This window comes from Vibrio sp. Y51_MX_L26 (genome assembly GCF_024181935.1).
GTDB classification, from domain to species: domain Bacteria; phylum Pseudomonadota; class Gammaproteobacteria; order Enterobacterales; family Vibrionaceae; genus Vibrio; species Vibrio diabolicus.
The window spans coordinates 1,125,869-1,152,256 of sequence record NZ_JAMZAS010000001.1; the positions used below are offsets into that span (position 1 = coordinate 1,125,869).

Sequence of the window (26,388 nt, forward strand, 5' to 3'; positions counted from 1 at the left end):
CTAACTTTAATATCACCTATTCTGAAACCACCCTCGCGTTGGTTAACTTAGCCAATAAGCCGCCAACGCGATCACGCATTTCACGTCTGTCCACAATCATATCTAATGCGCCATGTGCCAATAAAAACTCACTTCTTTGAAACTCGTCTGGTAGCTTTTCACGTACCGTTTGTTCAATAACACGCCTTCCCGCAAAGCCGATGCTTGCTTTAGGCTCACCAATATTGATGTCTCCCAACATGGCTAAACTCGCCGAGACGCCACCATAAGTTTGGTCCGTCAATACTGAGATATAGGGTAATCTGTGCTCAGATAAGTGGTTTAACGCAGCGCTGGTTTTTGACATTTGCATTAGTGCTACCAAAGACTCTTGCATGCGCGCCCCTCCGCAAGCAGAAAAACACACTAGCCCAGATTTTATATTAATCGCAGTTTCAACGGCGCGGACAAATTTCTCGCCAACCACCGCCCCCATCGAGCCAGCCATGAAAGAGAATTCAAACGCACAAGCTACAACAGGCAAGCCTAGTAACTTCCCCTGCATCACAACCAAGGCATCTTTTTCTCCAGTCGTTTTCTGCGCGATGGAGATTCGCTCTTTATATCGTTTTAAATCTTTAAAACCCAAAATATCCTGCGGTTCCAACTCACTTGCCAACTCTTGCTGTGTTCCATGATCCAGAAAAGTGTTTAACCTTTGACGTGCAGCCATTCTCATATGATGAGAGCACCTAGGACATACTTCCAAATTCTCTTTTAATGCCGCGCGATAAAGTATTTGTTCACATTCAGGGCATTTTGTCCAAACGCCCTCAGGAATAGACGCTTTGCGCGAACCTATTATATTCTTATTCTCAAATAACCTTTCTAGCCAACTCATGTGTACCTCATTATTTATCACCTCGTAGCACGACATCTGCATCGTTTGCCCGCTCTGACTTTTAAATAAAATTGTATGCAACTCAGTCTGAGGATAAAGTGCAATATGCTGGCTAGATAATCCAATAAAGTGGGACAATCAAATGTTTGATAACGTCGACCAAACCTGGTTAAAAAGTTTTCATTGTGTTTATGAGAACAACAGCTTTAAGCGAGCCGCTGAGTGTTTGAATATACCAACATCGAATGTCAGCCGACATATTGCCCTGCTTGAAGAAAAGTTAAACATCAGGTTGTTCAATAGAACAACAAGGCGAATGACGCCTACCGAGGCTGGAGAAGAGCTCTATAGCAGCACTCGTCCATTATTGGAACAACTCAACAACGCGCTAGAAACCGTGACTCGCCACTCGCACACCGTAACTGGAGAGCTACGTATTCTTATGCCAGACACACCTGTACTGGCCAAAGCGGTTGTCACCTTTTGCACGCAATACCCGTCAATCTCTTTATCTTGCGATACAACGCTAAACCCTAAAGATGAGATTATTGATAGCTTTGATGTCATTTTGAGTTTTCATAGAGGGACTTTGTCTGACAGCAATTGGGTAGCAAGGGAAATCAAACGCTGGCCCAGTGCTATTTTGGCTGCGCCTCAACTGCTTAATAAGTACGCCAGCCCTTACAAAATTACGGATTTAAATCATGTTCCCTGTATCACGACACTTACTGCAGTAAATGGCGCTCCCTGGGTATTTAAAAATCCCGACGGAGGTCATATTACGCAAACAGTACAATCCTCGTTCAAAGTAAACAGTGGCCATCTCGCTAAATCTGGCGCGTTATCAGGGCTTGGATACGCAATACTTCCAATAGAATCATGCAAAGGTGAGATCGAGAGCGGCAAGCTTGAAGTCATCCCTCTAGAATACGAACCTGAAGATTTAGTGCTTTATGCGTTTTACTCTTCTAGAAAGCACTTAGCCAAGAAAATCTCTATGTTTGTTGAGCACTTAAAACAACACGCGAAGCTTAACGCCTAGTTAAGCATTAATCATTTATCACAATAACTATAAAAACTGGCATAGTAGAGCAATTCGACATGCGATTTTCTCAAATAAAAAAGCCAGCAATCGAGATTTACTGGCTTTTGCAAAAGGATTTCCGTTGGCGTTTAAATTCTAAACGCTCCTACGTGACGATCGAGAGTTCTCGATAATTCTGCAAGTTGTTGACTTGATTCTTCCAATTGCTCACTCGCCGTTAGCGCGTTTTTCACGGAGTGACTGACGGTATCCATATTCATGTTAATTTCATTTGCTACCGTTGATTGCTGTTCTGTTGCCGTTGCCACTTGAGTATTGATATCCAAAATAGTAGTAACTTGATCAGCAATTGCCTCTAGTGCTTGTCGAGCGAGCTCCGTTTCTGCAGTGCCTTCTTCAATTAGGGTTCTACTATTACTCATTGAATTAACCGCACTTTGGGCTTCGGTTTGCAACTGATGTATCATATTGTCAATTTCATCAGTGGACTGAGCCGTTTTAGTTGCAAGGTTACGGACCTCGTCTGCCACTACGGCGAAACCTCGTCCGGCATCACCGGCGCGCGCTGCTTCAATAGCGGCATTTAACGCTAGTAGGTTCGTTTGCTCAGAGATCCCTCTAATGACTTCGAGAATACTACCAATCGACTGAGTGTTGTCCGCAAGACTTACGATAATATTGGAAGTACTGTTCATCTCGTTTTCAAGATTCGTCATCGCCGTCTTGGTGCGTTCTAGCGTCTTGTAGCCATCTTGAGTCTCATTACTTGCCGTGCTCGCAGCACTTGCTGCACCAGCAGCATTTGACGCGATTTCGTTGACGGTCGCGATCATTTCGTTCATAGACGTGACAACCAGCATGGTTTGCTCATTCTGCTCCTGGCCTCTTGCAAGCGCTTGTTGAGATTGTCCACGCAGCGCGACAGCGGAACCATTCAGATCCACACCAGTATTTACAACTTGTGTAATGATCTCATGTACCTTGCCAACAAACACGTTGAACGCCGAAGAAATTTGTGCGACTTCGTCATTACCTTTTGCTGGTAAACGAACCGTTAAGTCTCCGTCACCTTTCGAGATGTCTTGCAACGCCTCCTTAAGCGCAGAGAGCGGTCGCATCAGCTTGTTGAGTAGAAGCGATAGAGCCAAAACACACAGAACGAAGATCACCACCATGGAAATCAGTTGGGAAGTAATAATTCCATTCGTCGCTTGGCTTACTTCTGTAATAGGAATACCAATATCAAACGTGCCGTACAACTGACCATTCACGTAGATCGGCGCCATGATATCAAACACCCACACTTTCTGGACATCGGCATACCACTTTGAATACTGTTGTACACCTTTGGTTGCACCTTCAACGGTGTAGTTATCATTGTAGGTTTTATTTAGCTTTTGCTTATCACTGTGAGCAACCGCCGTCACATTGCGATCAATTACGACTGCATAGCTTACGTCTGAACGTTGTTTCAAACCCTCAACGAGCGATTGTAAGTCTTGCATTGGATTGGCTGAGTTCTCCAAAATATAACTTGCATTTCCTGCTAAAAACTCAGCTTGAACTTGGGATTTGTTTAAGATGATGTCATCGATTTTCTGACTCGAAATTAGGTACGTTGATGCCATACTTGCCACGACAGCAATACCAAACATGGCGCAAACGGCTAATAAGATGATTCTTTTCATTTTAATTGTCTCGGTACTATTCAATGTGATGCTCACGACAGAGCGTTAAGCCTTTCGCCTCTTATAACCAACACAAACTGTATTTTTAGCCTGTCTGGCAAAGCTAGACGTAACTTTGTAGCCACTGTATCTGCCTGATTACCGATAACTTTAGAATGAAGGAAGAAAAGTCTTCAAAACGTCACATTTCTACGAGGTTTGACTGAAAAACAAGAGAGTAATCGATAACTTCAAGTAAGCGGCCACACTAGCATCGAGAGTTAAAAAAAGAGTTCTAGTTAGAGCCTTGAAAATATAAATAAGCGAGCGCTTCGACCTATATTCTTACAATTCTCCTTTGCTCAATTAAGTTAATTCTATTCCAAACTCTTTGATAACGATGGTCACAATGAAGAAACAAACGATTGAAATAATGGCGCAAATCCCCAAAGAGAACCAAAACGAATATCGGCTCAGTAAGAAAGGAAAAACTAGAAACATCGGCAATGTAGGCAGTACATACCAAAAAGTATAAAACGCGTGGTTCGCGAGCTTTTCCTGACCTTGCCCTTCAATATACATCCAAATCAAAGCTAAAATAGTGACCGTCGGGAGCGCGGCAATCAGCGCTCCCGCTTTATCACTTCTCTTGGCAACTTCAGATATCAGCACCACTATTCCTGCGGTTAACGCGTACTTAGTAATCATCCACAACATGAAAGAGCTACCTTTAATAAACAAAAAGCGACGTAATAATTACAACAGAGCTTAGCTCATTAACGTCGTAAACCCGTGCATGCCCATATATACACCAACGGCACTAATCAAGATCCCCGATAAATAAGGTGCACGACGAGCCACATCGTTCAAACCACTCCACTTCGATGTTGCTTTTTGAACGCCCACTGCCGCGACAACACCAACCGCAACTAAAGTTAACGCTAGACCAATACTGAACGACACCACCAAGGTTGCACCAAGTGTCATGGCCTTAAGTTGCAAACAAATGAGTAAAACAGTGACCGCCGCCGGGCATGGTATTAACCCACCCGTCAAACCAAACAGAAGTATTTGTCCATTGGTAACATCTCGATCGCCAAAGCGCTTTTGAATATCTAGAGCGTGAGCACGCTCATGAGCATCTTGGTACTCTTTATTCTCACCTTCCGAATGGGAATCCGCATGAAAATGCACCTCGAAATCGTGGGTGTGATCATGGTGCCCGACCATCAACGTGACGAAAAAATCATCAGAGGCTTCAATACAGGAGGCGGATTCCAAATAGCCATCGCGATCAATAAAGTGATAAATATCAGAAGGCTGTCTGATTGCGTTGGGTAGCACTAGTTTAACGTCTTCAGCCGTTAAAGGCTTACCGTTAAGTGTGCGTAATTGAAAACGGCAGTGATACCCTTCTTCTACGATAGAAAGCGATAGATGCCCATGACCAGTATCGACAACTTGCGTTCTCCAGTCTCGAGCTTGCTTATGAGCTTTGTGCCAAGCTCGCTCATCGCTCCACGTTCTCCAGAACATCCATAAACCCGTCGAGACGATAATTACCCCCAGAGATAAGCTGCATCCATGGCTCCGCAGCTTCTGCAGTAAATCTTTGACTTATATACATCCCACCCGCAGCAATTATCCATACGATCGCCGTATGGGAAAGCGTTGCAGCCAACCCCAACATCACCGCCTGCTTCACTGTTCCTTTTACGGCCACAATAAACGCGGCCATCATCGTTTTTGAATGTCCTGGCTCTAATCCATGTAACGCTCCTAATAAAATGGCGCTGGGTATAAAAAACCATCCATTACCTTGTTGTAATAATGCGACAAAATCCATTGTTATTCTCAATATGCTCTTCTAAAGTTGCCCCAAACTATACTCCCCCCTAGTATTCAATACTACCCCCCAGTATAAGATAAGTGCTACATTATCAGTTAGAATCTCGCAGTCAGTAACTTAAAGAAGATAAGTCATGTCCCATACAACCAGAGATCAAAAGAAGCTCAATACCCGTGTCAGCAAAATACAGGGTCAGGTGAATGGTCTTAAAAAAATGCTGGAAGAAGAACATGAGTGCCAAGATGTGTTGCAACAAATCGCTGCAATTCGAGGGGCTGTAAATGGCTTAATGAAAGAAGTAATTAAAGGCCATCTGATCGAACACGTCGTATTGGAGGAAGAATTAGAAAAGCGTGAAGCTGATATGGAAGTTGTACTGAAAGTGTTGGACTCCTATATCAAATAACACGATTTCATTAATTTTTTGAAGTGCCATTATCGATTTTCATTAAAATAGATAACGCAAGTCCTAAGGCGATAATTTGCAAATGCCTCGCTCGATATCCAATACATAAACATTTATTTTTCTAAGACTCGAGTCGCAACGAACATATTGCCTGCATAGTAAACTCCATGCATTTAAACTGTACATGGAGGTTACTATGCCTGGTGCTTTCGCACATATCACAGCGGTAAATGAAGCTTCTGCTAATAATGCATTGATGAAGTTAAACATACCTCAAGAAGCAAAAAAGGCTTTAGCTCAAAATAAACGGTATTTAGAGCTCGGTTGTGTAAGCCCCGACTATCCTTACCTTGCTCTAATGAATTCTGCGCAAAATAAGTGGGCAGATAAAATGCATTACAACCACGTTGGTAAGCTAATTGATGCTCTTATTCAACAGGTAAAAGCCGAAGATAACGAACACTTTGAAAAAGCCTTCTCATGGTTATGTGGCTTTGTAGCACATGTAGCAACCGATATTACTCTTCATCCTGTTGTTGAATTAAAAGTGGGCCCTTACGCAGAGAACGCCCAGCACCACAGAATTTGCGAAATGCACCAAGATGCTTATATTTGGCCATCCAGGATGCAACTCGGAAGTATTGGCCTTGCAGATAGAGTAAGAGACAACATCGGCAGTTGTGTGGACCAGAGTAACAACAACCTAATAGATCCAGTTATTCGTACTATTTGGTCTAGTGCCCTTTCAGCTACTTACCCTGAATATGCTAAAGAATGCGAACCTGACGTAAACGTCTGGCACGAAGGATTTCAATCCATTGTGGATAATGCTGAGGAGTCGCATCGCTTATTTCCTTGGGCGAGGCATGTGGCTTCCAAGCTAGGGTTAACTTACCCGCTTCCAAACGAAGTTGACTCTACTTATATTCAGGATTTAGAAACGCCAGATGGTATTAAGCACTACGATGAAATTTTTGATAAGGCGATTAAGACAATCCAAATATTTTGGGAAAAGCTGGCAGCTACCATTTATGAAAACCAAGATACTGGCTTTTTTGAAAATTGGAATTTAGACACTGGCCGAAATGAAAGCGGACAGCTTAGTGCTTGGAGAAATCTATGAAGCTAATCATCGTTATCACCCTTCTTCTCTCATTGACTTCTTGCGCTAACAGCTCTCAATATCCTGAAGAGGTCATGTTTGATATGGCCTCGATTTTAAAAGATGTAGCCCAAGCTGTTGACGGTGAGCTCAAGTTTGGAGACACAGCAGGACTAGCAGAGAAAGAAATATTCGAAAATGCGATGTCAGCTAATCCAACTCAAATCACCAAACTCTCACAGTTAGCTATCGATGGAAACATTTCTAATTATCGAATTCTTTCAGAGTTTCAAGGTAATAATGCAGTTATGTTGATATGTGACGGGGATACAGCACTAATGGAAGATGCAGGTTGCAACTCAGAATTTGATAAGATCTATTGGGACTCCCCAAAACCTTACTCATGCCAAATCAAACTTGATGCGGCAGCTCTTTGTACTGATTAACAGTAGGGGAAATAGAGGAAATTTATGAGTAATACATGGCTTTAACTTATGCCTGTCATGTATTACTCACAATATGCAGAAACAGGTAATATTTAAAAAGCTCAAGCTTACCTGTAAGAAATCACTACGTTCTGTAAAGCACCTTTACAACATGCCAGCCGAACTTGGTTTTGACTAGATGTGGCGTCAGAACCTCGCCAGAAAAGCACACTTTGTCGAACTGAGGTACCATTTGACCACGGCGGAACTCACCAAGATCACCACCGCGCTTACCTGACGGGCAAGTGGAATACTTCTTCGCTAGTGTCTGAAACTTTGCGCCTTTTTTCAGTTGCTTGATAATGTCTTCTGCTTGCTCTTTGTGCTTCACAAGAATATGTAATGCGGCTGCTGTATTTGCCATTGATCTATCTCTCACTATTCTGGTCGCGCAAGTGTACCCAATCCCTTTTAACACGCCAAACATTTCTTGTTTATACCTAGGCGGCTTCAAGGTTCAAATACATGGGACTATAAAACTTTCGGCATAACAAGATTAAAATACAACCAAGTTTTGCTCAGTTAATCACTATTCTTGAAGAGATTGTCTAAAAAGCTCACATTTGTCTCTCCGATGGTTGAAGCCTTCGTCTGATAAGATTAGATTAGACACAATTCGGTGGTATTTATAAGGTTATTTCATGGCAAAAGTCGTTAGTAAAGCGAATCAATCTCAGGGCATGTTGATGTTCAAACTCACCCTGCAACAGAGTTTCGCGATAGGCACGCTAAAAGTCCGTGAAATCGTTCCGTATATGCCAACCACGAAGATCCCTTACTCGCATCATCACGTTATTGGCACCGTCACAATACGTAACTTAACAGTGCCTGTGATCGACATGTCAGCGGCTGTCGGCTTTCGTCCTATCAGTGAAGAAGAATACAAAAATTGCTACTTGATCGTGACAGACTGTTTGCGAACCGTGGTCGCCTTTATGGTTCGTAGTATTGAGAAGATCATTGAATGCGATTGGAAAGCCATTGAAACCCCACCAGCGAGCGCTGGGAAAAATATTTTCGTAACAGGTATTACTCGCTACGAAGACAAAACGGTTCAGATGCTGGATGTAGAACTGCTGCTTTCCAAAATTTATCCGCAATACGAAAACTCAAAGATCCCGATGCTGACAGATGTTGAACGTGAGCGCCTAAAAGCATTAAGCATTCTTTTGGTGGATGACTCTTCCATCGCTCGTAAACAGCTGTGTGATGCTCTTGATAGTATCAATATCGGATACCAAATTTGTAAAAATGGTTTAGACGCATTAGAGCTGATGAAAAGCGAGGCTGAGGCTCATCGACCAATCGATATTTTGGTCAGTGATATTGAGATGCCAGGGCTTGACGGCTACGAGTTAGCATTCGAAGTACAAAATGACTCCGCTCTTAATCACTCATACCGCATTTTGCATACGTCGTTATCGAGCGAAATCTGTGTAGACAGAGCTCACCAAGTTGGCGCACACGAGGCGCTTGAGAAGTTCAATGCTGGTGAACTGATTGAAGCCATGCTGCGCGGTGCAAAAGAACTAGAAGCCAAAGCTATGGCTTCTTAAATCTTAACTAAACAGCCAAGAAACAAATTGTCGAATATGGTGTTTTGCGGCCGTTTTTTCGCGCAGAAGCTTTGATGTTCGCAGCTGCTAGTTTCTCAGGTCACTTCTTTGGCATCGAGTAACTACGAGATACAAACTCTGTCTCTTCGACTTGATTGATGTGATTAATATAAGAAGCCAAGCTATAAAGTACATTCGCCAATAAGTTCGCGTAACGAAATAGAATAGGGGCAGGTTGTTTCTTACCTGCATGTTCGATCGCAACTAATGCTCGTACCGTTTTTTTAGCTTGGCAACGGCACAAATGCAATTGACTGGATGCTGGGTGCCCTCCAGGTAGAACGAAACCTTTGAATCCACCATCAATGCGTTGCTTAAGTAATTCATAATCTGCCTTTAGCTCTTCAACTTCCGCTTCTGTAATCGCTAGCTTTCCGCGAACCGAACCATTTAGGTGATAAACATTAGGCTGCATTCTTGTCAGTATATCGCGGCTAAACTCGTCCAGATCCATCGCGAGAACTAAACCAATACGACTACAAAGTTCATCTGCCGTGATTTCAAAGTCACAAACCGGACTGTCCTCGTAAATAAAGGGATAGCAAATCTCGCTCAATTCCTTGCTCACAGGCTTCATGCTTTTGTTCCAATATAAAAAAGGGAGCCAGTATAACCTAGCTCCCCTTATGCGTTCATTATTCCTAATGATCGATATTTACATGACCGATTTACAATCAAGCACTTTCGATTTTCTTGTGACCTTCTTGAAGGTGAACAAAATCTACTAAATCATCACCAGACACTTGATACGCCTGACCAAAGCCTTTAACAAATAGCCCCGATTCTGGCTTTAAGTTAAACAACACGAAATCCTCTAGTTGGCTGAGACCATCAATTATCTCCCCAAAACGTTCTTTCATTTGTCCAACAACTTGGTGCCACATCTCCGTGTCACGCTCAACCACATTTGCCACAGCATCAAAAGTTAAGCGCTTACGAGCAAACAACTGCTTTGAAGATTCTTCATCTTCGATCATCATCAAAGAAACGTTTGGGTTTTCTAGAAGGTTACGAGCATGACGAGCGATTTTAGAAATGAGTACGAAGTAGCCTTCCTGATTTTGGACATAAGGCGCGTAGCTTACATTAGGGCGAGCTTCTGCATCGACAGTTGCAAGCTGAAGCGTACGACGCTCCTGACGAAACTCTTTGATCTCTGGCCCTAAACGACCTTGCAAACGCTCTTGTTTAACTTGTTGATCCATATTGATACCTGACTTTACTAATTAGTATTCGAGTTGAGCCTCGATTATGTTTGTGATTACTTTTTCAATTCGGCTTGCAGGGCGCGGAATGCCGTGACTTGATCTTCAAGTAGCTCGCGCTTTTCGTTACGGCCTAAATAAACTTTGAAAATATTGCTTCCGCACTCAGAGAAAAAGCCAAAATAGTGACTCTCTCTGCCCATAAACGGTTTGCTGACCAATGCAACATTTTTAACATTATCTAGCTTCAAGTGACCGTGTAGCTCACCTTCTCTGCCCATTAAATTGTAATAGCCACGCGCTACTTTTCCCTTTGGGAATGGCGCTTTGACTTCAAAAATAGAGCCAAAAGAGTGAACAATAGTCGTCACTGGGCCGAAGCCAACCAAACCTTCTAGAATGCTTTGTGCTTGCGCTCCTGGAGCGATGGCCACCATTTCCTGCGGCAAAGCCGCAACAACCTCAAATTCAGAAATACCGAGACGTTCTGCCATCGCTGCTGGCAATAATTGCGGTTCTTGCTCTAGTAATGCTTCAACTTGTTGTTTGATTGATTCCATATGTTTTCCGTCTTTTTTCAATTTTTTCATTAATTATTGGATACTTTCGGTACGGTTTCGTTCATCTCTGACGTAAGTACCTGAATACAACCTTGAGCCAACGAAACGGCCCAGAAACTACCAGCAAGAGTAAGAACTAGGCTGCGTTCATGCAGTTCCACTAAACCTTTTTGCTGCCACACTTTAAATAGAGGCATTAAAAATCCGAACGTGTCCTCCCCCATAAACGATGGCAGTTGGTTTGCCTGAACGATACCGCGATCAAACCCGGATTTGAGTGCAGCAAATAGTGGCTCTAGAGGGCTTTGCTTCATCATCATAGCGATGGTGCTTTGCCCTTCTTTGATGGCTTTAATATAGGTCGCCAATGTGCGATGTTGCATCATTCCGTAACCACCGATATTACCTCCAGCGCCACAGCCAATTGGCAGTACCTCTGCATATGTCTTGGCTAAACTGTTGTATAAACTACGTTCACGGTTATCGATTGCCCAATGGTTCACACTCAGTTGCTTCATATGGTGTTTGGCCATAAAGTTCACACCGAGCTCATACATGCCTGCTTTTTCTGGCGTGGTAGCTGGTGGGGGGATTTTTCCTTTTTCTACAAGGTTAAGCATGGGGGCTGAACCACCTACTACCAACTGATATAAGTCCAACCCGTGTGCGCCAGTCGAGAGAAAATCATTTAAATCTTGCTCTAACACTTCTTTGGTTTGATAAGGCAAGCCGTAGAGTAAATCGATAATGACAGGAATTTTGTCTTCGTTGGCAATCTCGCTAACTCGCTTGAGCACATCTTCTCTATCATCTAATCGTTTCGCGCTGCGACGCACTTGTGTATTAAAACTTTGCACACCAAAAGAGAAACGATTAAATCCACCGTCTAGAGCGCCTTGGTATAGCTCATCAGAAAAACGGTTGATGCGACCTTCTAAGGTGATTTCACAATCCGAGGCCAAAGGAAAGTGCTCATGAATCGCCTGACCTAACACGCGAACCTGTGCTGGAGACAGATCCGTTGGCGTTCCTCCACCGATATACACAGCATGGAAAATACCGTTTTGTGTCCAAGGCAATGCAGCTTTCTCCTTGAGCTCCTGCATCAGTGCGTCAAAGTACTCATCAACCAGTGCGCGGCTCGCAGCATTTTGAAAGAAGTTACAAAAGGTGCAACGTACGCGACAAAATGGAACGTGAATATAAAGACAACGTTTATTGGTCGCTTTAACCGAGTTAGCGGTAACGCTTGAAAAAATTGCCTGTTGCTGAGGTGGAGGTACAGGCACGCTCGCTCCGCCAGCGTGTGCCGAATGTTTCTTAACAAAGGCAAATCGCAATGGGTCAGGGCTATCGCTTCCCAACACTGATTCGTCAAATTTATCGATATCGACGCTCATATATACTCGCTTAGCTCCCACCATATAAGGGGTAGAGGCTGGTCTTTAAAAATCTGCAAGAATCATAATTTGAGCGTAATGATAATGCAATTGATAATTGATATTATTTCGATTGTGAGTAATAATCTGCTCAAGTTTTCATAGTTTCCCGAGATATTCCGTGAACGTACAAAGATATGTCATTGCAGGAGGTGCTTCCCTTGCCATCCATGCCGCACTTCTTTTTGTTTCTCAAGAAACGAAAGTGTTCGCGATGCCTGCTGGAAATCCAGCAAGTTCGGTAAGTTTAAACCTTGTATCGGTACCACCACCTACCGTCGAAAAATCCACACCAGAAAATGTGGCGCCACCAAAAGAGCCTCAGGAGCAGCCTGAGCCAGAAAAGAAGATCGTAAAGAAACAGGTCGTCAAGAAAGACGCTGTTAAGAAAAAGGTAGTGGAAAAAAAAACAGAGCCAGTTAAACAATCTAAGCCTAAGACGGTTAAACCAACCAAAGCCGTAACAAAACAAGAGAATCAGCCCGAAGCCAAACCGAAGAAAAAAACGGAACCGGCGAAGAAAGAGATGGTCGCTCAGCAAACAGCGCCAGCGAGCCAATCCAAAGGGGCAACGTCTCAACCTATTTTGGTCGACAAACCAACGTTTGTGAATCAACCAACTCAGCCTCGCTACCCAAGATCTGCACAAAGGCGAGGTATCGAAGGCGTAGCCCTATATGAAATATGGCTCGATGAAAATGGCAATCAAATTAAACAGGTTTTGATTGAGTCTTCCGGCACAGAATCGCTGGACGCCTCAGCGCTTCGTGCCATCAAACAGTGGCAATTTACACCACATATTTCGGGCGGGCTAAAAGTGGCTCACCGAGTACAAGTACCTGTTCGTTTTAAGTTGGATGGATAATGGAACAACTACAAGAATTACAAACTCAACTTGGCCTAATGACATGGCCTTTGATCATTTGCTCAGCCCTCACCGTCATGATCATTACCGAGCGGTTATTCCACGTTTTGATTAGCCTTGGCGTCGGGAAACGAGCCATTCGCCAAAAACTCATTGGGTTAGACCCAACGAATGGAAACGATCTTGAGACGCTTGCAGAAGAATTGTCGCATAAGCGACCGCTCCTTTATCGTGGCGTTGCCATGTTGCTTGCCCATCACTCTTTCTCAAAGTCTCTAAGAGAAGATGCCGCAGGCATTTGGCTGCAAGAAAAACGTCATCAGCTGCATTCTGGCCTTCGCTTACTGACGTTGATTGGCGTCATTAGCCCTTTGATTGGTTTGCTTGGTACAGTACTTGGCTTAATTGAGATGTTCAAAGGCATCGCTGTCTCAACGGGGAATATCACTCCGAATGATTTGGCAGACGGTCTAGGCTTGGCCATGCGCACTACTGCAGCAGGCCTTATTATCGCCCTTCCTGCGATTTCAGGAGCACAAATCATTGGTTTGTGGGCGGATCGTGTGATCGCCAAACTCGAACACACATTAAACTATGTCAACTTATGGCTTGAAGGTATCTCTCTGCAACACGTGTCGCCAGACAATTCAACATTAGCAGTGCGCTCTTCTGCAAAGGTCGAGGCAGAAGCACAATGATTAAAACGCCACAAGACAACACTCGTAACGACTTAACTCCTGATTTAACACCGCTGTTGGACATCATTTTTATCGTAATGGTTTTCCTGATGTTAACTGCAGCGGTCAAGCTCGATTCATTAGATGTCAATTTACCGAGCACAGAATCTCAGGCCGTTACAGATGTCGACAAGCAATCCATCACGGTAAATATTCTCAAAGACGAGCCTTACTGGGCCATTAACGGCAAGACATACATCGATTGGGACAACTTTACCCTCGCGCTGCTAGAAGAGAGTAAATCAAGCGATAAACCGATTGTGATTGGAGCAGAAAAAACCGCGAACATTCAGTCGCTAGTTCAACTTCTCGGCTTTTTACAAGAAAACGGAATTCAGGCAACTCAGTTACTCACTGAAGAGCCATCATAAAAATAAGTAAGATAGAGATCCTTTCAAAATGAAGAACACACGTGCCACCATTCATGCTGTTGTTACGGCAGCCATTTCCCTACTTGCGAGTAGCCAACTTTTTGCCAATGAAACACCATCATCAGAGCGTGTTGTTAGTGCAGGCAGTGCCGTCACTGAACTGTTGCTTGAACTCGACGCCAAAGATAGCTTGGTTGCTATCGACGTAACCAGTCAGTTACCAAAAGGCATGGAGCTGCCTAAAGTAGGCTACCATCGCCGCCTTTCAGCAGAAGGGTTGCTCGCCTTACGTCCGACAAAAGTCATTGGCTCTGATGAGATGGGACCGAAAACGGCATTGAACCAATTAAAAGCAGCGGGGGTAGATGTAGAAATCGTCAATACCGATGCCAACGTTGAGGGCCTTTACCAACGTATCGATCAAATTGCGAACCTTATGAATCGCCAGGCTAAAGCGGAAGATTTAAAGCAAGATGTGAAAGCGCAAGTTCAAGCACTCAATGCAAATCAACCTGCTCAAGCTCAGAAAAAGAAAGTACTGTTTCTACTCATCCATGAAGGTCGACCTGCGAACGTTGCAGGATCAGAAACCACACCCGATGCAATTATTCAGCTAGCAGGCGGACTAAACCCAGCTGCTGACCAGCTGTCTTCTTACAAGCCTTTATCCACAGAAGCCATGGTAGAGATGCAGCCTGACGTTATTCTCGTTAGCGGTCGCAGCTATGAAACGCTGGGCGGTGCCGATGCGATTTTAAAAGCAATGCCACTTCTCGCCGCAACACCTGCGGGAATGAATAAAAATATCATCACGATTGACGGTCACGCCCTTGTTGGTGGTTTGGGTCTTAAAAGCCTTGTAGAAGCCGAACGTTTGAATGCGCTGCTTTACCCATAGAGACATGACATGTTGTTAAGACGTATCTCCCTTTCAACGACGTTATCCGTACTTAGCGGCTTTTTAGCATTTGTTGCTATCGCCTCTATTACAGTAGGTCCAATGAGCATTAGTTTCACTGACAGTTTGCGTAGCCTAACAGGAAGCAGTTCTGATCTCGCTCCTCACATTCAGTTGGTGATTAACGAGATCCGATTACCTCGCACCATTTTGTGTATGTTCATCGGCGCCATTTTGGCAATTTGTGGTGTGGTTATGCAGGGCTTATTCCGTAACCCGCTGGCCGAGCCCGGCATCATTGGTGTGTCTGCTGGTGCTGCACTTGGCGGTGCGTTCGCTATTGTTGTATTTGCAGAGTTTAGCCAAAACTATCCGCAACTAATGAACTTAGCTGCGCTGCCTCTTTTTGCTTTCCTAGGTGGTGCGTTGACGACCATTCTCGTTTATAAGCTCGGCACAAGTAAATTTGGTACCTCAGTTACGATTATGTTGTTAGCTGGTGTTGCCATCAGCGCGCTTTCAGGAGCGGCGATCGGTTACATGAACTTTATTGCTGATGATCAGATGCTACGAGATCTAACACTTTGGTCGATGGGCTCATTAGCTGGCGCAAATTGGTCGGGGATAGGCCTATCCGCTGTCACGCTGGTCGTCCTATTATTCTGGTTCCAGAAAAAATCGATGGCGCTAAATGCTCTGCTGCTAGGTGAGTCCGAAGCAAGACACTTGGGAGTTCCGGTCCAAAGACTCAAAAGACAGCTTATTTTGCTCTCTGCATTGGGGGTTGGTATTACGGTGAGTATTAGTGGCGCAATTGGTTTTATCGGGCTCGTTATTCCTCACTTAGGACGCATGCTAGCAGGCCCCGACCATCGAACGCTACTGCCAATCTCTGCACTCATGGGAGCGCTGCTTCTTACCGCTGCTGATATGTTTGCTCGTATTGCCGTGGCACCAGCAGAATTACCCGTCGGTATCGTGACCGCCTTGATCGGTGCGCCCTTCTTCATCTACTTATTGTTCCAGCAGAAAGGGAAGATTTTGTAATGAACCAGATCGTTTTATCGGGTAAAAACATTTCGATGAAATTTAGCAAGCGCGTTGTTCTCGATGACATCAATATTGATATCCGAGCTGGTGAAGTGACCGCCCTACTCGGCCCCAACGGTGCGGGCAAAAGTACTTTGCTCAAGCTTCTGTGTGGTGAAATCTCTTCAAATCATGACATCGCCTACTTCGGTAAACAAAAGCATGATTGGGAGCCAGAAAAAAGCGCAAAACACATTGCGATGCTTCCACAGCACAGTACGTTGACCTTCCCATTTTTAGCCAGAGAAGTGGTCGAATTAGGCGCGATTCCGCTATCGCTGTCCAATAAAGAAACCACTAAGTTAGCTTTACATTACATGGAACAAACCGATGTAATGCATTTGGCAGAAAGCCTCTACCCATCTTTATCTGGTGGCGAAAAGCAACGATTACATCTAGCACGCGTGATGACACAGCTACACCAATCTGGCGAGGAAAGAATCTTGATGCTTGATGAGCCAACCTCTGCGTTAGATCTCGCCCACCAACACAACACGTTAAAGATTGCTCGTGAGGCTGCGAAAACACAGAACGCCGCGGTCGTTGTCGTGTTGCATGACTTGAATTTAGCCTCCCAGTACGCAGACCGACTTGTACTTTTGCATAACGGAAAACTGGTTTGTGATGACACACCATGGAATGCACTGACGCCAGAGCGCATTGAGCACGTTTATGGCTACCGCTCCATCGTGACAAAACATCCAACTTTAGACTTTCCTCAAGTTCACGCCGCCGCTTAGCGTGTATCTCTTCTGAGCCGTCTCTTCTGCTTTCCAAACGACAAAGGCCCGCAATAATCATATTGCGGGCCTTTGCTTTGATATTTAATCGAATCTTGGGCTCAAAAGAGCGGCGAGAAAATTACTGTGTTCTGCCTTGGCTTTACAACCAAAGCAGCAAACAAGTGTTCATCTATCGCTCTCAATTGCGATTACTTACTCATTTGGATCAATGAACGACCAATCAACCACTCGAGCTCTTTGTCACCACCTGCGCCAAACTGGCTTTCAACCATTTTGTATAAACGGTCAATTCCGTTAGCAGCAAATTCTTGCGCATTTTCGGCCGTGACAATGTGATGGAATAGCAGTCGTAAAATCGCGAGGAACTCAGCATCTTCCAGTGCTTTAATCCAACTTTGTGAAAATGCACTTAGCCCTTTATCAAACTCTAGGTGTTCAATAAACATTTTAAAGATACGGCCATCCAGTGCGGCGGTGAAGTCCGTTTTCTTAGGGAAGTGATGGCTAATACCGGTACGAGATATACCTGTCTGCTGACTTAGAGTCGTGTACGACATTTTGTCGTAACCTAGTCTTAGTAGCTGATCAACAACGGCATCCATGATCTTTTGGATAGTGATTTCGGTATCTTCTTTACTACGCTTTGGCATATTTTAAGCTCTTCTCTTTGTAAATCCATCTAACTCACTATTAAATGAGGCCAGAATGAAATCATTCTTAGCATTATACCCAAGTTGCCCAAGGCACTTCGTTAAGCGAAACCTAAAAATTGAACCGCTAACACCTGCGCATTAAGGCCATTTGGATATATGTACTGCGACTACTTAATATAAAGTTAAGTTCCAAATCATAACGTCTTTACACTGCGTAATGTGCAATTTGCAGTTATGTTTTTGTCAATACATGCTACTCAAAATAAGGCGAAAAGTTAGTCTCATCAAAACCTTGCGCCATTTATTCATCGAAACTATTCAAAGACCAAGAATGATAATTATTAAAAATAATCAATCAAGAAATAGTCTTATAAATTGTCCATTAGTTCAACTGGGCTGAGCGAAATCTCGTCACTATGTTCGTTAATTGATTTTAAATGTTGATATATATCACATTAACGTTCTTGATGATTTAGTAATCCAATCTTTAACCCTTACTTAACAAGCGCCTATTCTGTTCTTTTTTTATTCAAAACTCGTCATTTTTGTAGATACAGATCAAATACCTGATAGAATACCCTTAGTATTTACAAGAGGATTCGTTATGAGTGTCGAATTAGAAAAAAACCAAGTATGTGAAGCTTGCGGCTGCGCAGGCGAGATTGGCTTCATCATCAAAGAAGGTGACGAAGTTGCCGACGTAACGGTTTTCGCACAGACAAAAATAGAGCTAGAGTCTGAACTACAAAAATACATTGAGCTCGCTAAATCAGTATGTGCTGATGTTGAATACAATGTTTCTGAAATAACAGAAGAGTCAAACCAAGCGACGGCTCGATTCAAATTTGAAGTAAGTGCTGAAAAGCTTATCTTTGAATTAAAAACTCGCTCACTCGCGCGTTAATGGAAAAAGCGAGCTCTGTGCTCGCTTTTTTATTTTTCCGTTATCCTAATATTAAACAGACCGTTTTTTGGCGTTTATTTATCTTTTTTGAATACCACCCACTTTAACGAACCATTCGTTTCAAAATCGTTCTCAGCTGTACACATCAGTAATACACCCTCAACATTAATCACGGCTCCGGTGGTGTAGGCTTTATCATCGTAGTAACAGATACGCTGACCTACCTTGCCGTCAGCGACCACTAGTGCTTTGCTTTCTGGCGTACTGTATGATTTAGCAAAAGCGGCCCCAGATAGTAGTACTGCTACAACACCAGCGGCAAAAATAGACACTCTTTTTAACTTCATGAAAATCTCCCTCAGACGCTCATGATACTAACAAGGACGCTTGTTCAGTTCTTGGCAGAACCTCATATTCTTCATATCTCTACTGATATTTTTCTCACATTTACTTTTAAATAAACTATATAATCAATTACTTAATCATTCCCTAACTTGCACACTGGAGCAACTCGGCATCGTGAGCGCGTGTATGCTTTCAGATAAAGCCCTAATTTGAAGTTCTTGGGCTAAAAATCAAAAACTGTTAACAAAGTATGCATAATGAGTCTATTTAAGTATAAGATGAGCACTTAAGATCTCTATGTTTACTAAGTCTCTGGCTATGCGTTTTGTTTCCCTTTTCCTTACCTTGATGCTGCTCTGCTTCCCATCTTTCGCATATGAGCTAGATTACTACTCTAAGTTTGGTCACACCGATAATTACGGTAATCTTGATCTACGAAACAAACCTTACACCCAATTACCTTCTGGGTTAGTGGTCAAAGGCAACTTAAATATCTCGCAAACCCCGATCAAAAAGCTGCCTAAGGGGCTTGATGTTGGAGGCAGTTTGGAAGCAACCAACAGCGCACTCAAAACCATTCGCTCAGGTACAAAGATAAAAGGTTATGCGAATCTACTGGGTAGTAAGATCGAAAGCTGGCCTAGGGGCATCAAACTCGGCGGTTATCTGAACTTGACGGATACACCATTAAAAACGCTCCCAGCTAAACTTCGAGTCAAAGGCGATTTAAGTGTTATTCGCACTCCTATCTCTGCTCTTCCTGAAGGATTGGTGGTTGATGGTAACCTTTATATAGGAGGATCCGCGCTACAAGTATTTCCAGACACGATGACGGTGAAAGGGAATATCTTTTTAGGTGGTAACAAGATCACCAAGTGGCCTAGCAATTTAACCCTTGGCGGGGCTGTTGCACCTTAAAAAGCAGACAAGAAAAAGCCCCGGGAAACCGAGGCTTTAAGGCGTTCATAATCCATCAAGTTCAGTGATGAATATTACTCTTGATTGTTCACTGGGTTGGCATAGCTCGCCACCAAATAAGGTCTTGCCCCTTCAGGTAACTGCTCCAATTTATCCGCGAGGTGACGCTTCACCGCCTCTGTGATGATGCTTGAATCTTCGCGTCCAGCAGCTAGCAAGTTGATTGGGTACAACTTGTAGTTGTTGTGAATTTGGCGGTCGATTTCGCCGGCAAGAGATTCTGGCGTTTCAAACTCTTGATCAATCACATCACCAAACGCGACATGCACACGGCCTTTATAACCAATGATGCCCTGAATGATGCTTTCGATATCTTCAAATTCACCTTTTTCATAACGGCCATTTTCTGCTTTTTCGTACAGCTCTTTTGCTTTGGCAATGTCACATGGATCATTTTCATAGGCAATCGAGACAGGAACGATTTTCAAAGAACGCGTGTATTCACCAAAGCTGATCTTCTGCTTGCGGCCTTCAACATGGAACATTTTTAAAATCGCAGGATCAGTAAAGTCGTTTCCATCTTTGGCACGACCTTCCTTTTGGGCAATCCAAATTGAATTACCGGTATCAAGCGAGTGTTTAATGTAGCTCGACAGTTGTCCTAATGCTTTCATCATTTCTCTAGGCGCCTTAGCAGAGCGCTTAACGATGAAGCTTTTATTGAGTCGCATCAATTCTGTCGCACATGGTTTCTTCAACAGGTTGTCACCAATCGCAATACGAACCGTACGGTGCCCACTTTGGTACAAGCCATAGTTTACTAGCGCAGGGTCCATCGCAATATCACGGTGGTTAGAAACGAATAAGTACGACGTGTTTTTATCCAGCTTATCCAAACCAGAAAAAGTGACGCCATCCGTTGTCTTATTCAATGTATCTTTCAGATACTTCTTCACTTCAATCTGAATCGCTTCTACTGAATCAAGCTTGCTCCATTTAGCTTTCAGGTAGATGCGCAGGATCGGGCTCATTAGCGTTTTAAACCACGCTGCTTTATTAGCAAAGCGATGATCGAGAATAGCAGTGATAAATTCATCATCTTGGATTAGACGATCCAGCGCTGCTGGAATTTCTTCGTCATTGTAAGGACGAATTTCAATATAAGGATCGGTATTGGCAGTCATTGTTCATTACATATCAAAAAAAGCTGGCACATTTTACGCATAGTTTTGCTGACAAGCAGCATTTCAACCCATACTTTTAACATGGTCATACCAGTTAGGCTACAATTTCTCATGCTAAAAAATTCTCTCAGCTGGTTGGAATCGTATAGGTTTAACGTTACCCTTAGCGCCAAAAAACACTGGTACTCATAATGAACTACGCAATTGAATTTCACGACGCTAAATACCCCTTTCTTGAAGTAGCTGCGCGCAAAAAAGCACTGAAGCACAGTCTACTGTCTGTCGTAGAAGGGTTAGCCGTCATTAAATTGGGTAAGCAGGAGTATGCCATTGAACCAGGCCAATATTTTTGGACTCCTCAAGGATGTTTGAGCTCCCTCACCTTTTTACCTAATTCTCGTGTATATCGTTGTGATTTTTCTGTGCGTTTAAATGATGACTTCTCACAACAAGCAGGGTTTGTGAAACCTTCACCGCTGCTAAAAGCCCTCGTCGAGAAACTAGCAACAACAGCCGAGCGCTCAGATCTGCAAACCGATCTGCTGACGGTAGTAAGACATGAAGTATTGACTCTCTCTCCTAAACTAGCGCACTCAACGTTAACAAAAACCATCAATCAGTGGACGCCTGGTTGTGACATGGACATTTCTAAAGAGCTGTGCTTGGTACTCACACTCCGTGAAGCAAGAAAAATGAAGCTGTCGGGAAAGAAAGAAGAGCAGATTGTCGATACGCTTTTTGCGGGTAACACAGAAGAATATGAGCAACTTTGCTTTTTGGTCTTTGGAGAATCGCTATAAGTCGCACTCTAACGAGCCATCTTTTCAGTATTACGCAGAGTAACGCGCGCAGAAAATAGAGACTCAGATAAAAATAAAAAGGGCGTACATGGATGATGTACGCTCTTTTTATGTTCGCTCAAGGTGACTAGAAGGGAACTTCAATCTGCATCATCCAGTCAGCGTCGTAATATTCGTGCCAACGATAATCAAATCGCATTCTTGGCTGTCCGTCGGATTTATCACCAAAACCCACGCTAAACATCAGGCCATGACTACGGAGCCACTCTTCTGTGTCCATTTTGCTCTCTTCGTCTCGGAGCTCTTCCGGCATCCAAAAACCAAGCCCAAAATAATTCTTTTCTAGATTTTGGGTTAGGAGTGGTGTGTCTTCCGGCTTAATCGCCCACTCTTCCCAATAGTTTTCTGTTGGCCCTTCGAATTTCGCTTCCGCAGCATACCAAATCAACGCATCCGTACTTAATACGCCAATGGAATCTAAAATTTCTTCACAGATAGGAAGGGTGTTATCTTCAAACACAACAGAACGATCAGAAAAATAGTTACACGCAGAATGAGCTTGTGTGACCACAAGCAGCGCACATGCACTAAATACGGCTAATCTGACCATGAAAATCTGACCTCTCAGTTCCCAGATAATGTTTCTTTGTATAAGCCTTCGTTAAGCAACAATTCACAGACGGACGGGGTTGTGTAGGCGTTTACGTCTTCACCCGTAACCAATGCGTTACGTATATCCGTGCTTCTGACTTTTACTTTTTCAGGGCACGCCATAACAGTCCAACGTTCCATAATCTCGACTGCTCTACTAAATTTAGCAAATTTGAAGAAATTATCAGGACCTATGACAAAAGTTATATCGGCTGTTGGGTAGATTTCTTGAATTTTTTCTAACAACGCATAGGTTGTCACACTTTGTCCGGGTTGGTACAAAGCTTGCTCTGCATCAGAACGCTGAACATTAGAAAGCCCCATATCTTTGATGAATGCATCAACCATTTTGCACCGAGTTGGGTAATCGAGCATATTCTTGCCCCAAGCGTGTGCAATGCTAGGTTCAAGTAGCACAAGGTCAAAGTGGCTCAATGACTCAATAACACTTTTATGCCCTAAACTAGGTGGGTTAAATGCACTACCAAAAATGGCGATTTTTTTCATATCCGGTGATTACCTGGTTGAAGAGAGTTTTCTAATCTGATGATTTCGGTATGATACTACTAATCTTTACAGCTTTTGACCCTAAAGTCGTGTTTATCAGTCTCAATTGCATGGTTTATCACCATTTGAGCAAGCGGGCTTTGGTGTCTGAAATATTTGCAGGAAAAGGAACCCTAAATGGAACAATCCATCCGTGATGAAATGCGTGTACTCCCTTCAATTGATCCGCATTTTGAAATTGAACGCCGTATTGCTTTTATTAAGCGTAAGCTACAAGAAGCAGGTTGTAAGTCACTGGTGCTTGGCATTAGTGGCGGTGTTGACTCAACCACGTTAGGTCGCCTTGCCCAGCTTGCAGTAGAACAATTGAATGCGGAATCTGGTACTGACAAATATCAGTTTATCGCAGTACGTCTGCCTTACGGTGAGCAAAAAGATGAAGATGAAGCGCAACTGGCACTCTCTTTCATCAAGCCAACACACTCTGTGTCTGTGAACATTAAAGATGGTGTTGACGGTTTGCATGCGGCGACTGATACCGCGTTGCAAGGGACTGGCCTGCTTCCGACTGAAGCCGACAAAATTGATTTCGTAAAAGGTAACGTAAAAGCGCGAGCTCGTATGATTGCACAATATGAAATCGCTGGTTACGTTGGCGGCTTAGTATTGGGAACAGACCACTCAGCAGAGAACATCACCGGTTTTTACACTAAGTTTGGTGACGGCGCGTGCGACCTTGCCCCTCTATTTGGTTTAAGCAAGCGTCAAGTCCGCGAGTTGGCTGCAACATTAGGCGCACCAGAGCTGCTTGTTAAGAAAGTACCAACGGCAGATCTAGAAGAACTAGAGCCGCAAAAAGCAGATGAAGATGCTCTGAACTTAACTTATGAACAGATCGATGACTTCTTAGAAGGCAAACCCGTTCCACAGCAAGTGAGTGATCGTCTGGTAGCGATTTACAAAGCTACGCAGCACAAACGTCAGCCAATCCCGACGATTTACGACTAAGCGATATTTTTCGTTCACTTTTAAACTCAAAACGCTGCTAAAGTTAGCAGCGTTTTTATTGAGAACCCGGGAGCCTTCTCGCTTAGTTTGTTACCGTCACGTCCGTCTCTGGAACAGCACAACACGCCAATACGGTTCCCATCGCACGTTCCTCATCTGTCAACGCAGGCACGTCCGGATGATGTACTTGACCCGACGTAAGCTGAACCTTACACGCGCCGCATAAGCCAGCACGGCAGCTATTGCTAACAACCTTCCCTGCGTCTTCAAGCTGATCTAACAACGTTTTCTGATTATTCCCTACAACTTTCGTCCCATTAAAATCGATCGCTATGCTCTTCTCTGGTCTTGAAGTGACTGAAGATACGCCAAACGCTTCTTGATGGTAGTTTTCTTCTGGCAGCCCTTTTCTTAGTAGGAGGTTTTTCGCTTTCTCCATAAAACCATCAGGACCACACACAAACACTTGGCGCTGTTCAATATCTTTGATTTGCTTAATGTGTGACAAACTTAAACGCCCTTTTAACCCAAACCAATCAACGGCAGGCTGCGTCAAGCAGATTTTCACTTCTAACCCCGGGTGCTTACGCTTTAACTGCTCCAACTCAGAGCGACAAGGAATATCATTTTCGGTACGACATTGATGGTAGAAAACCACGTTCTCCAACTGATTGTGATCCGCTAAGTAACGTACCATCGATAGCATTGGTGTTACTCCACTGCCTGCAGAGAGTAACAATAGAGGCTGCGCTTCATGAGTTTTTAGGTGGAACTGGCCATCAGGTTGTTCTGCCTCTAAAACATCACCGACTTGTAAATTGTCTAAGAGCGAATTAGAGACTCTTCCACCTGCAATACGCTTAACAGAAATAGCATAGCGACCCGGACGAGACGGACTGGATGATAGCGTATAGCGTCGACCTACTTTCTTACCATCAATATTCACTTCTATTGGCAGGTGTTGTCCTGGCAAGTAATTAGGTAAAGAACCTTTGTTTGGTTCTAACCATAAGGTCACGAAGTCTTGGGCGATTTCTTCACGCTCAACACATGTTAACGTCATGCGCACTGGCGAGTTATCTGCGTAAAACTCCGGCTCTTTGTACTCCAATACTTCAACTTTATCGCCTTGACGAATAATGCCTTCATTTCGCGCGACAAGATTCTGGCCAAAGAACACACCACCGACATCGTTTGCACGGAACTGCTGCAAGGTTTTGAGCGGCTCTTTGCTCTCACGGAATGTGCCTCTTTGGGTATTCACCGTAGTCAGGATACAGCGCTCGCAAGGTTTGAGAGACTCAAACTCTACCTCACCGATTCGTATGCGCTTCCATGAATCTTCTTCAAACGGCTTAGTATCAGAGACAACTAAGTTAGTACGAAACTGATCCATTGAATGTAGCTCTGAACTTCTTCGGTTCAGCTCATCAAGTGAAGCCTGGCTAATCACTAACACCGGATAACCATCGGCAAAGCTAACATTTTGTCCTAGCTTTTCGCGAACACGATTCGATTGCTCACCACTAAACAACAACTCAACACGTTGACCCAATACACGACTAAACCAATCATCTGCATCATCTGTGGTGGTATATGCAGTAAAGGTGTCTTTCCAAACTGTTGCTGGCGTTTCCTGCATTTTAAAGTCTTGATAACGGATTTTAAGCGGCTCCATCCCCAAACTGCTAAACACAACCCCATCGGATAATAAGGCGGACTTAATGGTTACCATTTGCGGATACTTTCTCGCGGTAATCATAGCGCCATCAGCTTTCGCAATCATAAAACGACGATCGAAGCTCAATCCTTGCTTCTCAACCCATACTGACGACAGCGATAATCCGCCAACTGACTTAACCGGAAAAACATTAATTTGGGATAAAACGGGTTGCGACATAGCCTTCTTCCTACAGGGTGTTTTTTATTTGTTGCAGTATTGTATACCCAAATCACATTAAGTTGCAGAGTCTACTGCCGCTTCATCCAACTCAATTTTTCTGAATGTTATTCTTATAAATTTGGTTTGAGCGACAAGTATTTACTACACTCAACATTCGCGTTTTTTAACACCGTTCTGACCAAATACCGTTTGATAAAGTGTGATACGGCACACATAATTCATCTGAGTTATCACTGCCCCCATTTATTGATTTGGAGCTTAATTATGGATACAAGAAAACTGGTTCTGATTTTGTTATGTATCTTTCTTCCACCCGTCGCGGTGTTTATGGAGAAAGGTTTGAACAAAGACTTTTTGATCAACCTAATCTTGACGTGTTTCTTCTTTCTACCAGGTACGATCCACGCGCTTTGGTTAACAATGAAGTAACCACTTACACTCTCACTCTGTAGAAAAGTGAAAAATGGGATGAAATGTGAGGGCAATTCCTCTATCATCCTGTCGCCTAAGCGCAAGCGTTTGCTCAAAAGCAAATACGGCGCTTAGGCTCCAATCAGA

30 protein-coding genes and 1 pseudogene are annotated in these 26,388 nt (G+C 43.6%); 16 read left to right on the forward strand and 15 right to left on the reverse strand.

The genetic code is table 11. From position 1 onward, the window contains the following. Window positions 1-16: 16 nt before the first annotated feature. Window positions 17-880 carry an acetyl-CoA carboxylase, carboxyltransferase subunit beta gene (gene accD, locus NL645_RS04805; protein WP_046873750.1) on the reverse strand — a complete coding sequence of 288 codons (864 nt, stop codon included), beginning with the start codon at window positions 878-880 and terminating at the stop codon, window positions 17-19. A gap of 142 nt (window positions 881-1,022) precedes the next feature. Between accD and NL645_RS04810 the strand changes: the two genes are divergently transcribed. Further along, on the forward strand, window positions 1,023-1,922 hold the full coding sequence (locus NL645_RS04810) for a LysR family transcriptional regulator (protein WP_253651307.1): 900 nt from the start codon (window positions 1,023-1,025) through the stop codon (window positions 1,920-1,922). 131 nt (window positions 1,923-2,053) lie between these two features. On the opposite strand, the gene NL645_RS04815 is transcribed toward NL645_RS04810, so the two are convergent. The 3 genes and pseudogenes from NL645_RS04815 to NL645_RS04825 all read right to left on the reverse strand — a co-directional run bounded on the left by NL645_RS04815 (window position 2,054) and on the right by NL645_RS04825 (window position 5,438). Next, complete coding sequence (locus NL645_RS04815; RefSeq protein ID WP_047008423.1) at window positions 2,054-3,613, reverse strand: methyl-accepting chemotaxis protein; 1,560 nt, start codon at window positions 3,611-3,613, stop codon at window positions 2,054-2,056. 345 nt (window positions 3,614-3,958) lie between these two features. Continuing rightward, complete coding sequence (locus tag NL645_RS04820) at window positions 3,959-4,309, reverse strand: DUF3147 family protein (protein WP_005392525.1); 351 nt, start codon at window positions 4,307-4,309, stop codon at window positions 3,959-3,961. Window positions 4,310-4,360: 51 nt separating this feature from the next. Further along, window positions 4,361-5,438 (reverse strand): annotated as a pseudogene (locus NL645_RS04825) (nickel/cobalt efflux protein RcnA). Between the two features lie 136 nt (window positions 5,439-5,574). Here NL645_RS04825 and rcnR point away from each other — a divergent pair. The 3 genes from rcnR to NL645_RS04845 all read left to right on the forward strand — a co-directional run bounded on the left by rcnR (window position 5,575) and on the right by NL645_RS04845 (window position 7,395). Further along, window positions 5,575-5,847, forward strand: coding sequence for a Ni(II)/Co(II)-binding transcriptional repressor RcnR (gene rcnR, locus NL645_RS04835; protein WP_046873754.1), 273 nt, complete (start codon window positions 5,575-5,577; stop codon window positions 5,845-5,847). A gap of 196 nt (window positions 5,848-6,043) precedes the next feature. Next, window positions 6,044-6,970 carry a zinc dependent phospholipase C family protein gene (locus tag NL645_RS04840; protein WP_109169148.1) on the forward strand — a complete coding sequence of 309 codons (927 nt, stop codon included), beginning with the start codon at window positions 6,044-6,046 and terminating at the stop codon, window positions 6,968-6,970. Next, a complete protein-coding gene (locus NL645_RS04845) occupies window positions 6,967-7,395 on the forward strand; it encodes a hypothetical protein (RefSeq protein WP_109169149.1) in 429 nt (142 codons plus the stop codon). Before NL645_RS04840 ends, NL645_RS04845 begins: the two co-directional genes overlap by 4 nt. 124 nt (window positions 7,396-7,519) lie before the next feature. Here the strand turns inward: NL645_RS04845 and ppiC are convergent, their stop codons facing one another. Continuing rightward, window positions 7,520-7,861, reverse strand: coding sequence for a peptidylprolyl isomerase PpiC (gene ppiC / locus NL645_RS04850; RefSeq protein WP_074189873.1), 342 nt, complete (start codon window positions 7,859-7,861; stop codon window positions 7,520-7,522). A gap of 214 nt (window positions 7,862-8,075) precedes the next feature. On the opposite strand from ppiC, the gene NL645_RS04855 reads away from it, so the two are divergent. Further along, a complete protein-coding gene (locus NL645_RS04855) occupies window positions 8,076-8,990 on the forward strand; it encodes a chemotaxis protein (RefSeq protein WP_005392519.1) in 915 nt (304 codons plus the stop codon). Between the two features lie 100 nt (window positions 8,991-9,090). Here the strand turns inward: NL645_RS04855 and NL645_RS04860 are convergent, their stop codons facing one another. The 4 genes from NL645_RS04860 to hutW form a co-directional block, all read right to left on the reverse strand. Continuing rightward, on the reverse strand, window positions 9,091-9,627 hold the full coding sequence (locus NL645_RS04860) for an ATP--cob(I)alamin adenosyltransferase (RefSeq protein ID WP_048625311.1): 537 nt from the start codon (window positions 9,625-9,627) through the stop codon (window positions 9,091-9,093). Between the two features lie 97 nt (window positions 9,628-9,724). After that, on the reverse strand, window positions 9,725-10,255 hold the full coding sequence (gene hutZ / locus NL645_RS04865) for a heme utilization protein HutZ (RefSeq protein ID WP_065645732.1): 531 nt from the start codon (window positions 10,253-10,255) through the stop codon (window positions 9,725-9,727). 56 nt (window positions 10,256-10,311) lie between these two features. After that, the gene (gene hutX, locus NL645_RS04870) at window positions 10,312-10,815 is read right to left on the reverse strand and encodes a heme utilization cystosolic carrier protein HutX (protein ID WP_047008487.1); all 504 of its coding nucleotides are present in this window, start codon (window positions 10,813-10,815) and stop codon (window positions 10,312-10,314) included. A gap of 29 nt (window positions 10,816-10,844) precedes the next feature. Further along, the gene (hutW, locus tag NL645_RS04875) at window positions 10,845-12,215 is read right to left on the reverse strand and encodes a heme anaerobic degradation radical SAM methyltransferase ChuW/HutW (RefSeq protein WP_253651310.1); all 1,371 of its coding nucleotides are present in this window, start codon (window positions 12,213-12,215) and stop codon (window positions 10,845-10,847) included. A gap of 160 nt (window positions 12,216-12,375) precedes the next feature. Here hutW and NL645_RS04880 point away from each other — a divergent pair, with 160 nt between their 5' ends. From NL645_RS04880 to NL645_RS04905, 6 genes are read left to right on the forward strand one after another with little or no spacing between them, the layout of a single operon-like run. After that, the gene (locus NL645_RS04880; protein ID WP_253651311.1) at window positions 12,376-13,119 is read left to right on the forward strand and encodes an energy transducer TonB; all 744 of its coding nucleotides are present in this window, start codon (window positions 12,376-12,378) and stop codon (window positions 13,117-13,119) included. Next, complete coding sequence (locus NL645_RS04885; RefSeq protein ID WP_005392513.1) at window positions 13,119-13,817, forward strand: MotA/TolQ/ExbB proton channel family protein; 699 nt, start codon at window positions 13,119-13,121, stop codon at window positions 13,815-13,817. The genes NL645_RS04880 and NL645_RS04885 overlap by 1 nt, the downstream gene beginning before the upstream one ends. Next, on the forward strand, window positions 13,814-14,227 hold the full coding sequence (locus tag NL645_RS04890) for a biopolymer transporter ExbD (protein ID WP_182018268.1): 414 nt from the start codon (window positions 13,814-13,816) through the stop codon (window positions 14,225-14,227). The genes NL645_RS04885 and NL645_RS04890 overlap by 4 nt, the downstream gene beginning before the upstream one ends. A 28-nt stretch (window positions 14,228-14,255) precedes the next feature. Continuing rightward, window positions 14,256-15,125 (forward strand): hemin ABC transporter substrate-binding protein, encoded by an 870-nt coding sequence (locus tag NL645_RS04895; RefSeq protein WP_012842436.1) that lies wholly within the window; start codon window positions 14,256-14,258, stop codon window positions 15,123-15,125. Window positions 15,126-15,134: 9 nt separating this feature from the next. Next, a complete protein-coding gene (locus NL645_RS04900; RefSeq protein WP_253651312.1) occupies window positions 15,135-16,172 on the forward strand; it encodes an iron ABC transporter permease in 1,038 nt (345 codons plus the stop codon). Further along, on the forward strand, window positions 16,172-16,954 hold the full coding sequence (locus tag NL645_RS04905) for a heme ABC transporter ATP-binding protein (RefSeq protein ID WP_253651313.1): 783 nt from the start codon (window positions 16,172-16,174) through the stop codon (window positions 16,952-16,954). The genes NL645_RS04900 and NL645_RS04905 overlap by 1 nt, the downstream gene beginning before the upstream one ends. 191 nt (window positions 16,955-17,145) lie before the next feature. On the opposite strand, the gene NL645_RS04910 is transcribed toward NL645_RS04905, so the two are convergent. Then, complete coding sequence (locus tag NL645_RS04910; protein WP_005392508.1) at window positions 17,146-17,607, reverse strand: TetR/AcrR family transcriptional regulator; 462 nt, start codon at window positions 17,605-17,607, stop codon at window positions 17,146-17,148. Window positions 17,608-18,214: 607 nt separating this feature from the next. Here NL645_RS04910 and NL645_RS04915 point away from each other — a divergent pair. Then, window positions 18,215-18,514, forward strand: a complete 300-nt coding sequence (locus tag NL645_RS04915; protein ID WP_253651314.1) for a YfcZ/YiiS family protein — start codon at window positions 18,215-18,217, stop codon at window positions 18,512-18,514. Window positions 18,515-18,588: 74 nt separating this feature from the next. Here the strand turns inward: NL645_RS04915 and NL645_RS04920 are convergent, their stop codons facing one another. Next, on the reverse strand, window positions 18,589-18,861 hold the full coding sequence (locus NL645_RS04920) for a YnjH family protein (RefSeq protein ID WP_006742199.1): 273 nt from the start codon (window positions 18,859-18,861) through the stop codon (window positions 18,589-18,591). Between the two features lie 316 nt (window positions 18,862-19,177). Here NL645_RS04920 and NL645_RS04925 point away from each other — a divergent pair, with 316 nt between their 5' ends. Continuing rightward, complete coding sequence (locus tag NL645_RS04925) at window positions 19,178-19,777, forward strand: hypothetical protein (RefSeq protein WP_031780261.1); 600 nt, start codon at window positions 19,178-19,180, stop codon at window positions 19,775-19,777. A gap of 74 nt (window positions 19,778-19,851) precedes the next feature. Here NL645_RS04925 and NL645_RS04930 read toward each other — a convergent pair whose 3' ends face one another. After that, window positions 19,852-20,961 carry a 1-acyl-sn-glycerol-3-phosphate acyltransferase gene (locus tag NL645_RS04930; RefSeq protein ID WP_006742201.1) on the reverse strand — a complete coding sequence of 370 codons (1,110 nt, stop codon included), beginning with the start codon at window positions 20,959-20,961 and terminating at the stop codon, window positions 19,852-19,854. 191 nt (window positions 20,962-21,152) lie between these two features. On the opposite strand from NL645_RS04930, the gene NL645_RS04935 reads away from it, so the two are divergent. Further along, window positions 21,153-21,761, forward strand: a complete 609-nt coding sequence (locus NL645_RS04935) for an AraC family transcriptional regulator (RefSeq protein ID WP_253651315.1) — start codon at window positions 21,153-21,155, stop codon at window positions 21,759-21,761. Between the two features lie 127 nt (window positions 21,762-21,888). Here the strand turns inward: NL645_RS04935 and NL645_RS04940 are convergent, their stop codons facing one another. Beyond that, window positions 21,889-22,371 (reverse strand): hypothetical protein, encoded by a 483-nt coding sequence (locus tag NL645_RS04940; protein ID WP_006742203.1) that lies wholly within the window; start codon window positions 22,369-22,371, stop codon window positions 21,889-21,891. A gap of 14 nt (window positions 22,372-22,385) precedes the next feature. Continuing rightward, on the reverse strand, window positions 22,386-22,919 hold the full coding sequence (locus tag NL645_RS04945; protein WP_253651316.1) for a nicotinate-nicotinamide nucleotide adenylyltransferase: 534 nt from the start codon (window positions 22,917-22,919) through the stop codon (window positions 22,386-22,388). Window positions 22,920-23,096: 177 nt separating this feature from the next. Between NL645_RS04945 and nadE the strand changes: the two genes are divergently transcribed. Next, the gene (nadE, locus tag NL645_RS04950; RefSeq protein WP_006742205.1) at window positions 23,097-23,927 is read left to right on the forward strand and encodes an ammonia-dependent NAD(+) synthetase; all 831 of its coding nucleotides are present in this window, start codon (window positions 23,097-23,099) and stop codon (window positions 23,925-23,927) included. A gap of 82 nt (window positions 23,928-24,009) precedes the next feature. Here nadE and NL645_RS04955 read toward each other — a convergent pair whose 3' ends face one another. Next, complete coding sequence (locus NL645_RS04955) at window positions 24,010-25,827, reverse strand: hybrid-cluster NAD(P)-dependent oxidoreductase (protein ID WP_139059232.1); 1,818 nt, start codon at window positions 25,825-25,827, stop codon at window positions 24,010-24,012. 267 nt (window positions 25,828-26,094) lie between these two features. Here NL645_RS04955 and NL645_RS04960 point away from each other — a divergent pair, with 267 nt between their 5' ends. Continuing rightward, window positions 26,095-26,259, forward strand: coding sequence for a YqaE/Pmp3 family membrane protein (locus NL645_RS04960; RefSeq protein WP_005375297.1), 165 nt, complete (start codon window positions 26,095-26,097; stop codon window positions 26,257-26,259). Window positions 26,260-26,388 lie beyond the last annotated feature (129 nt).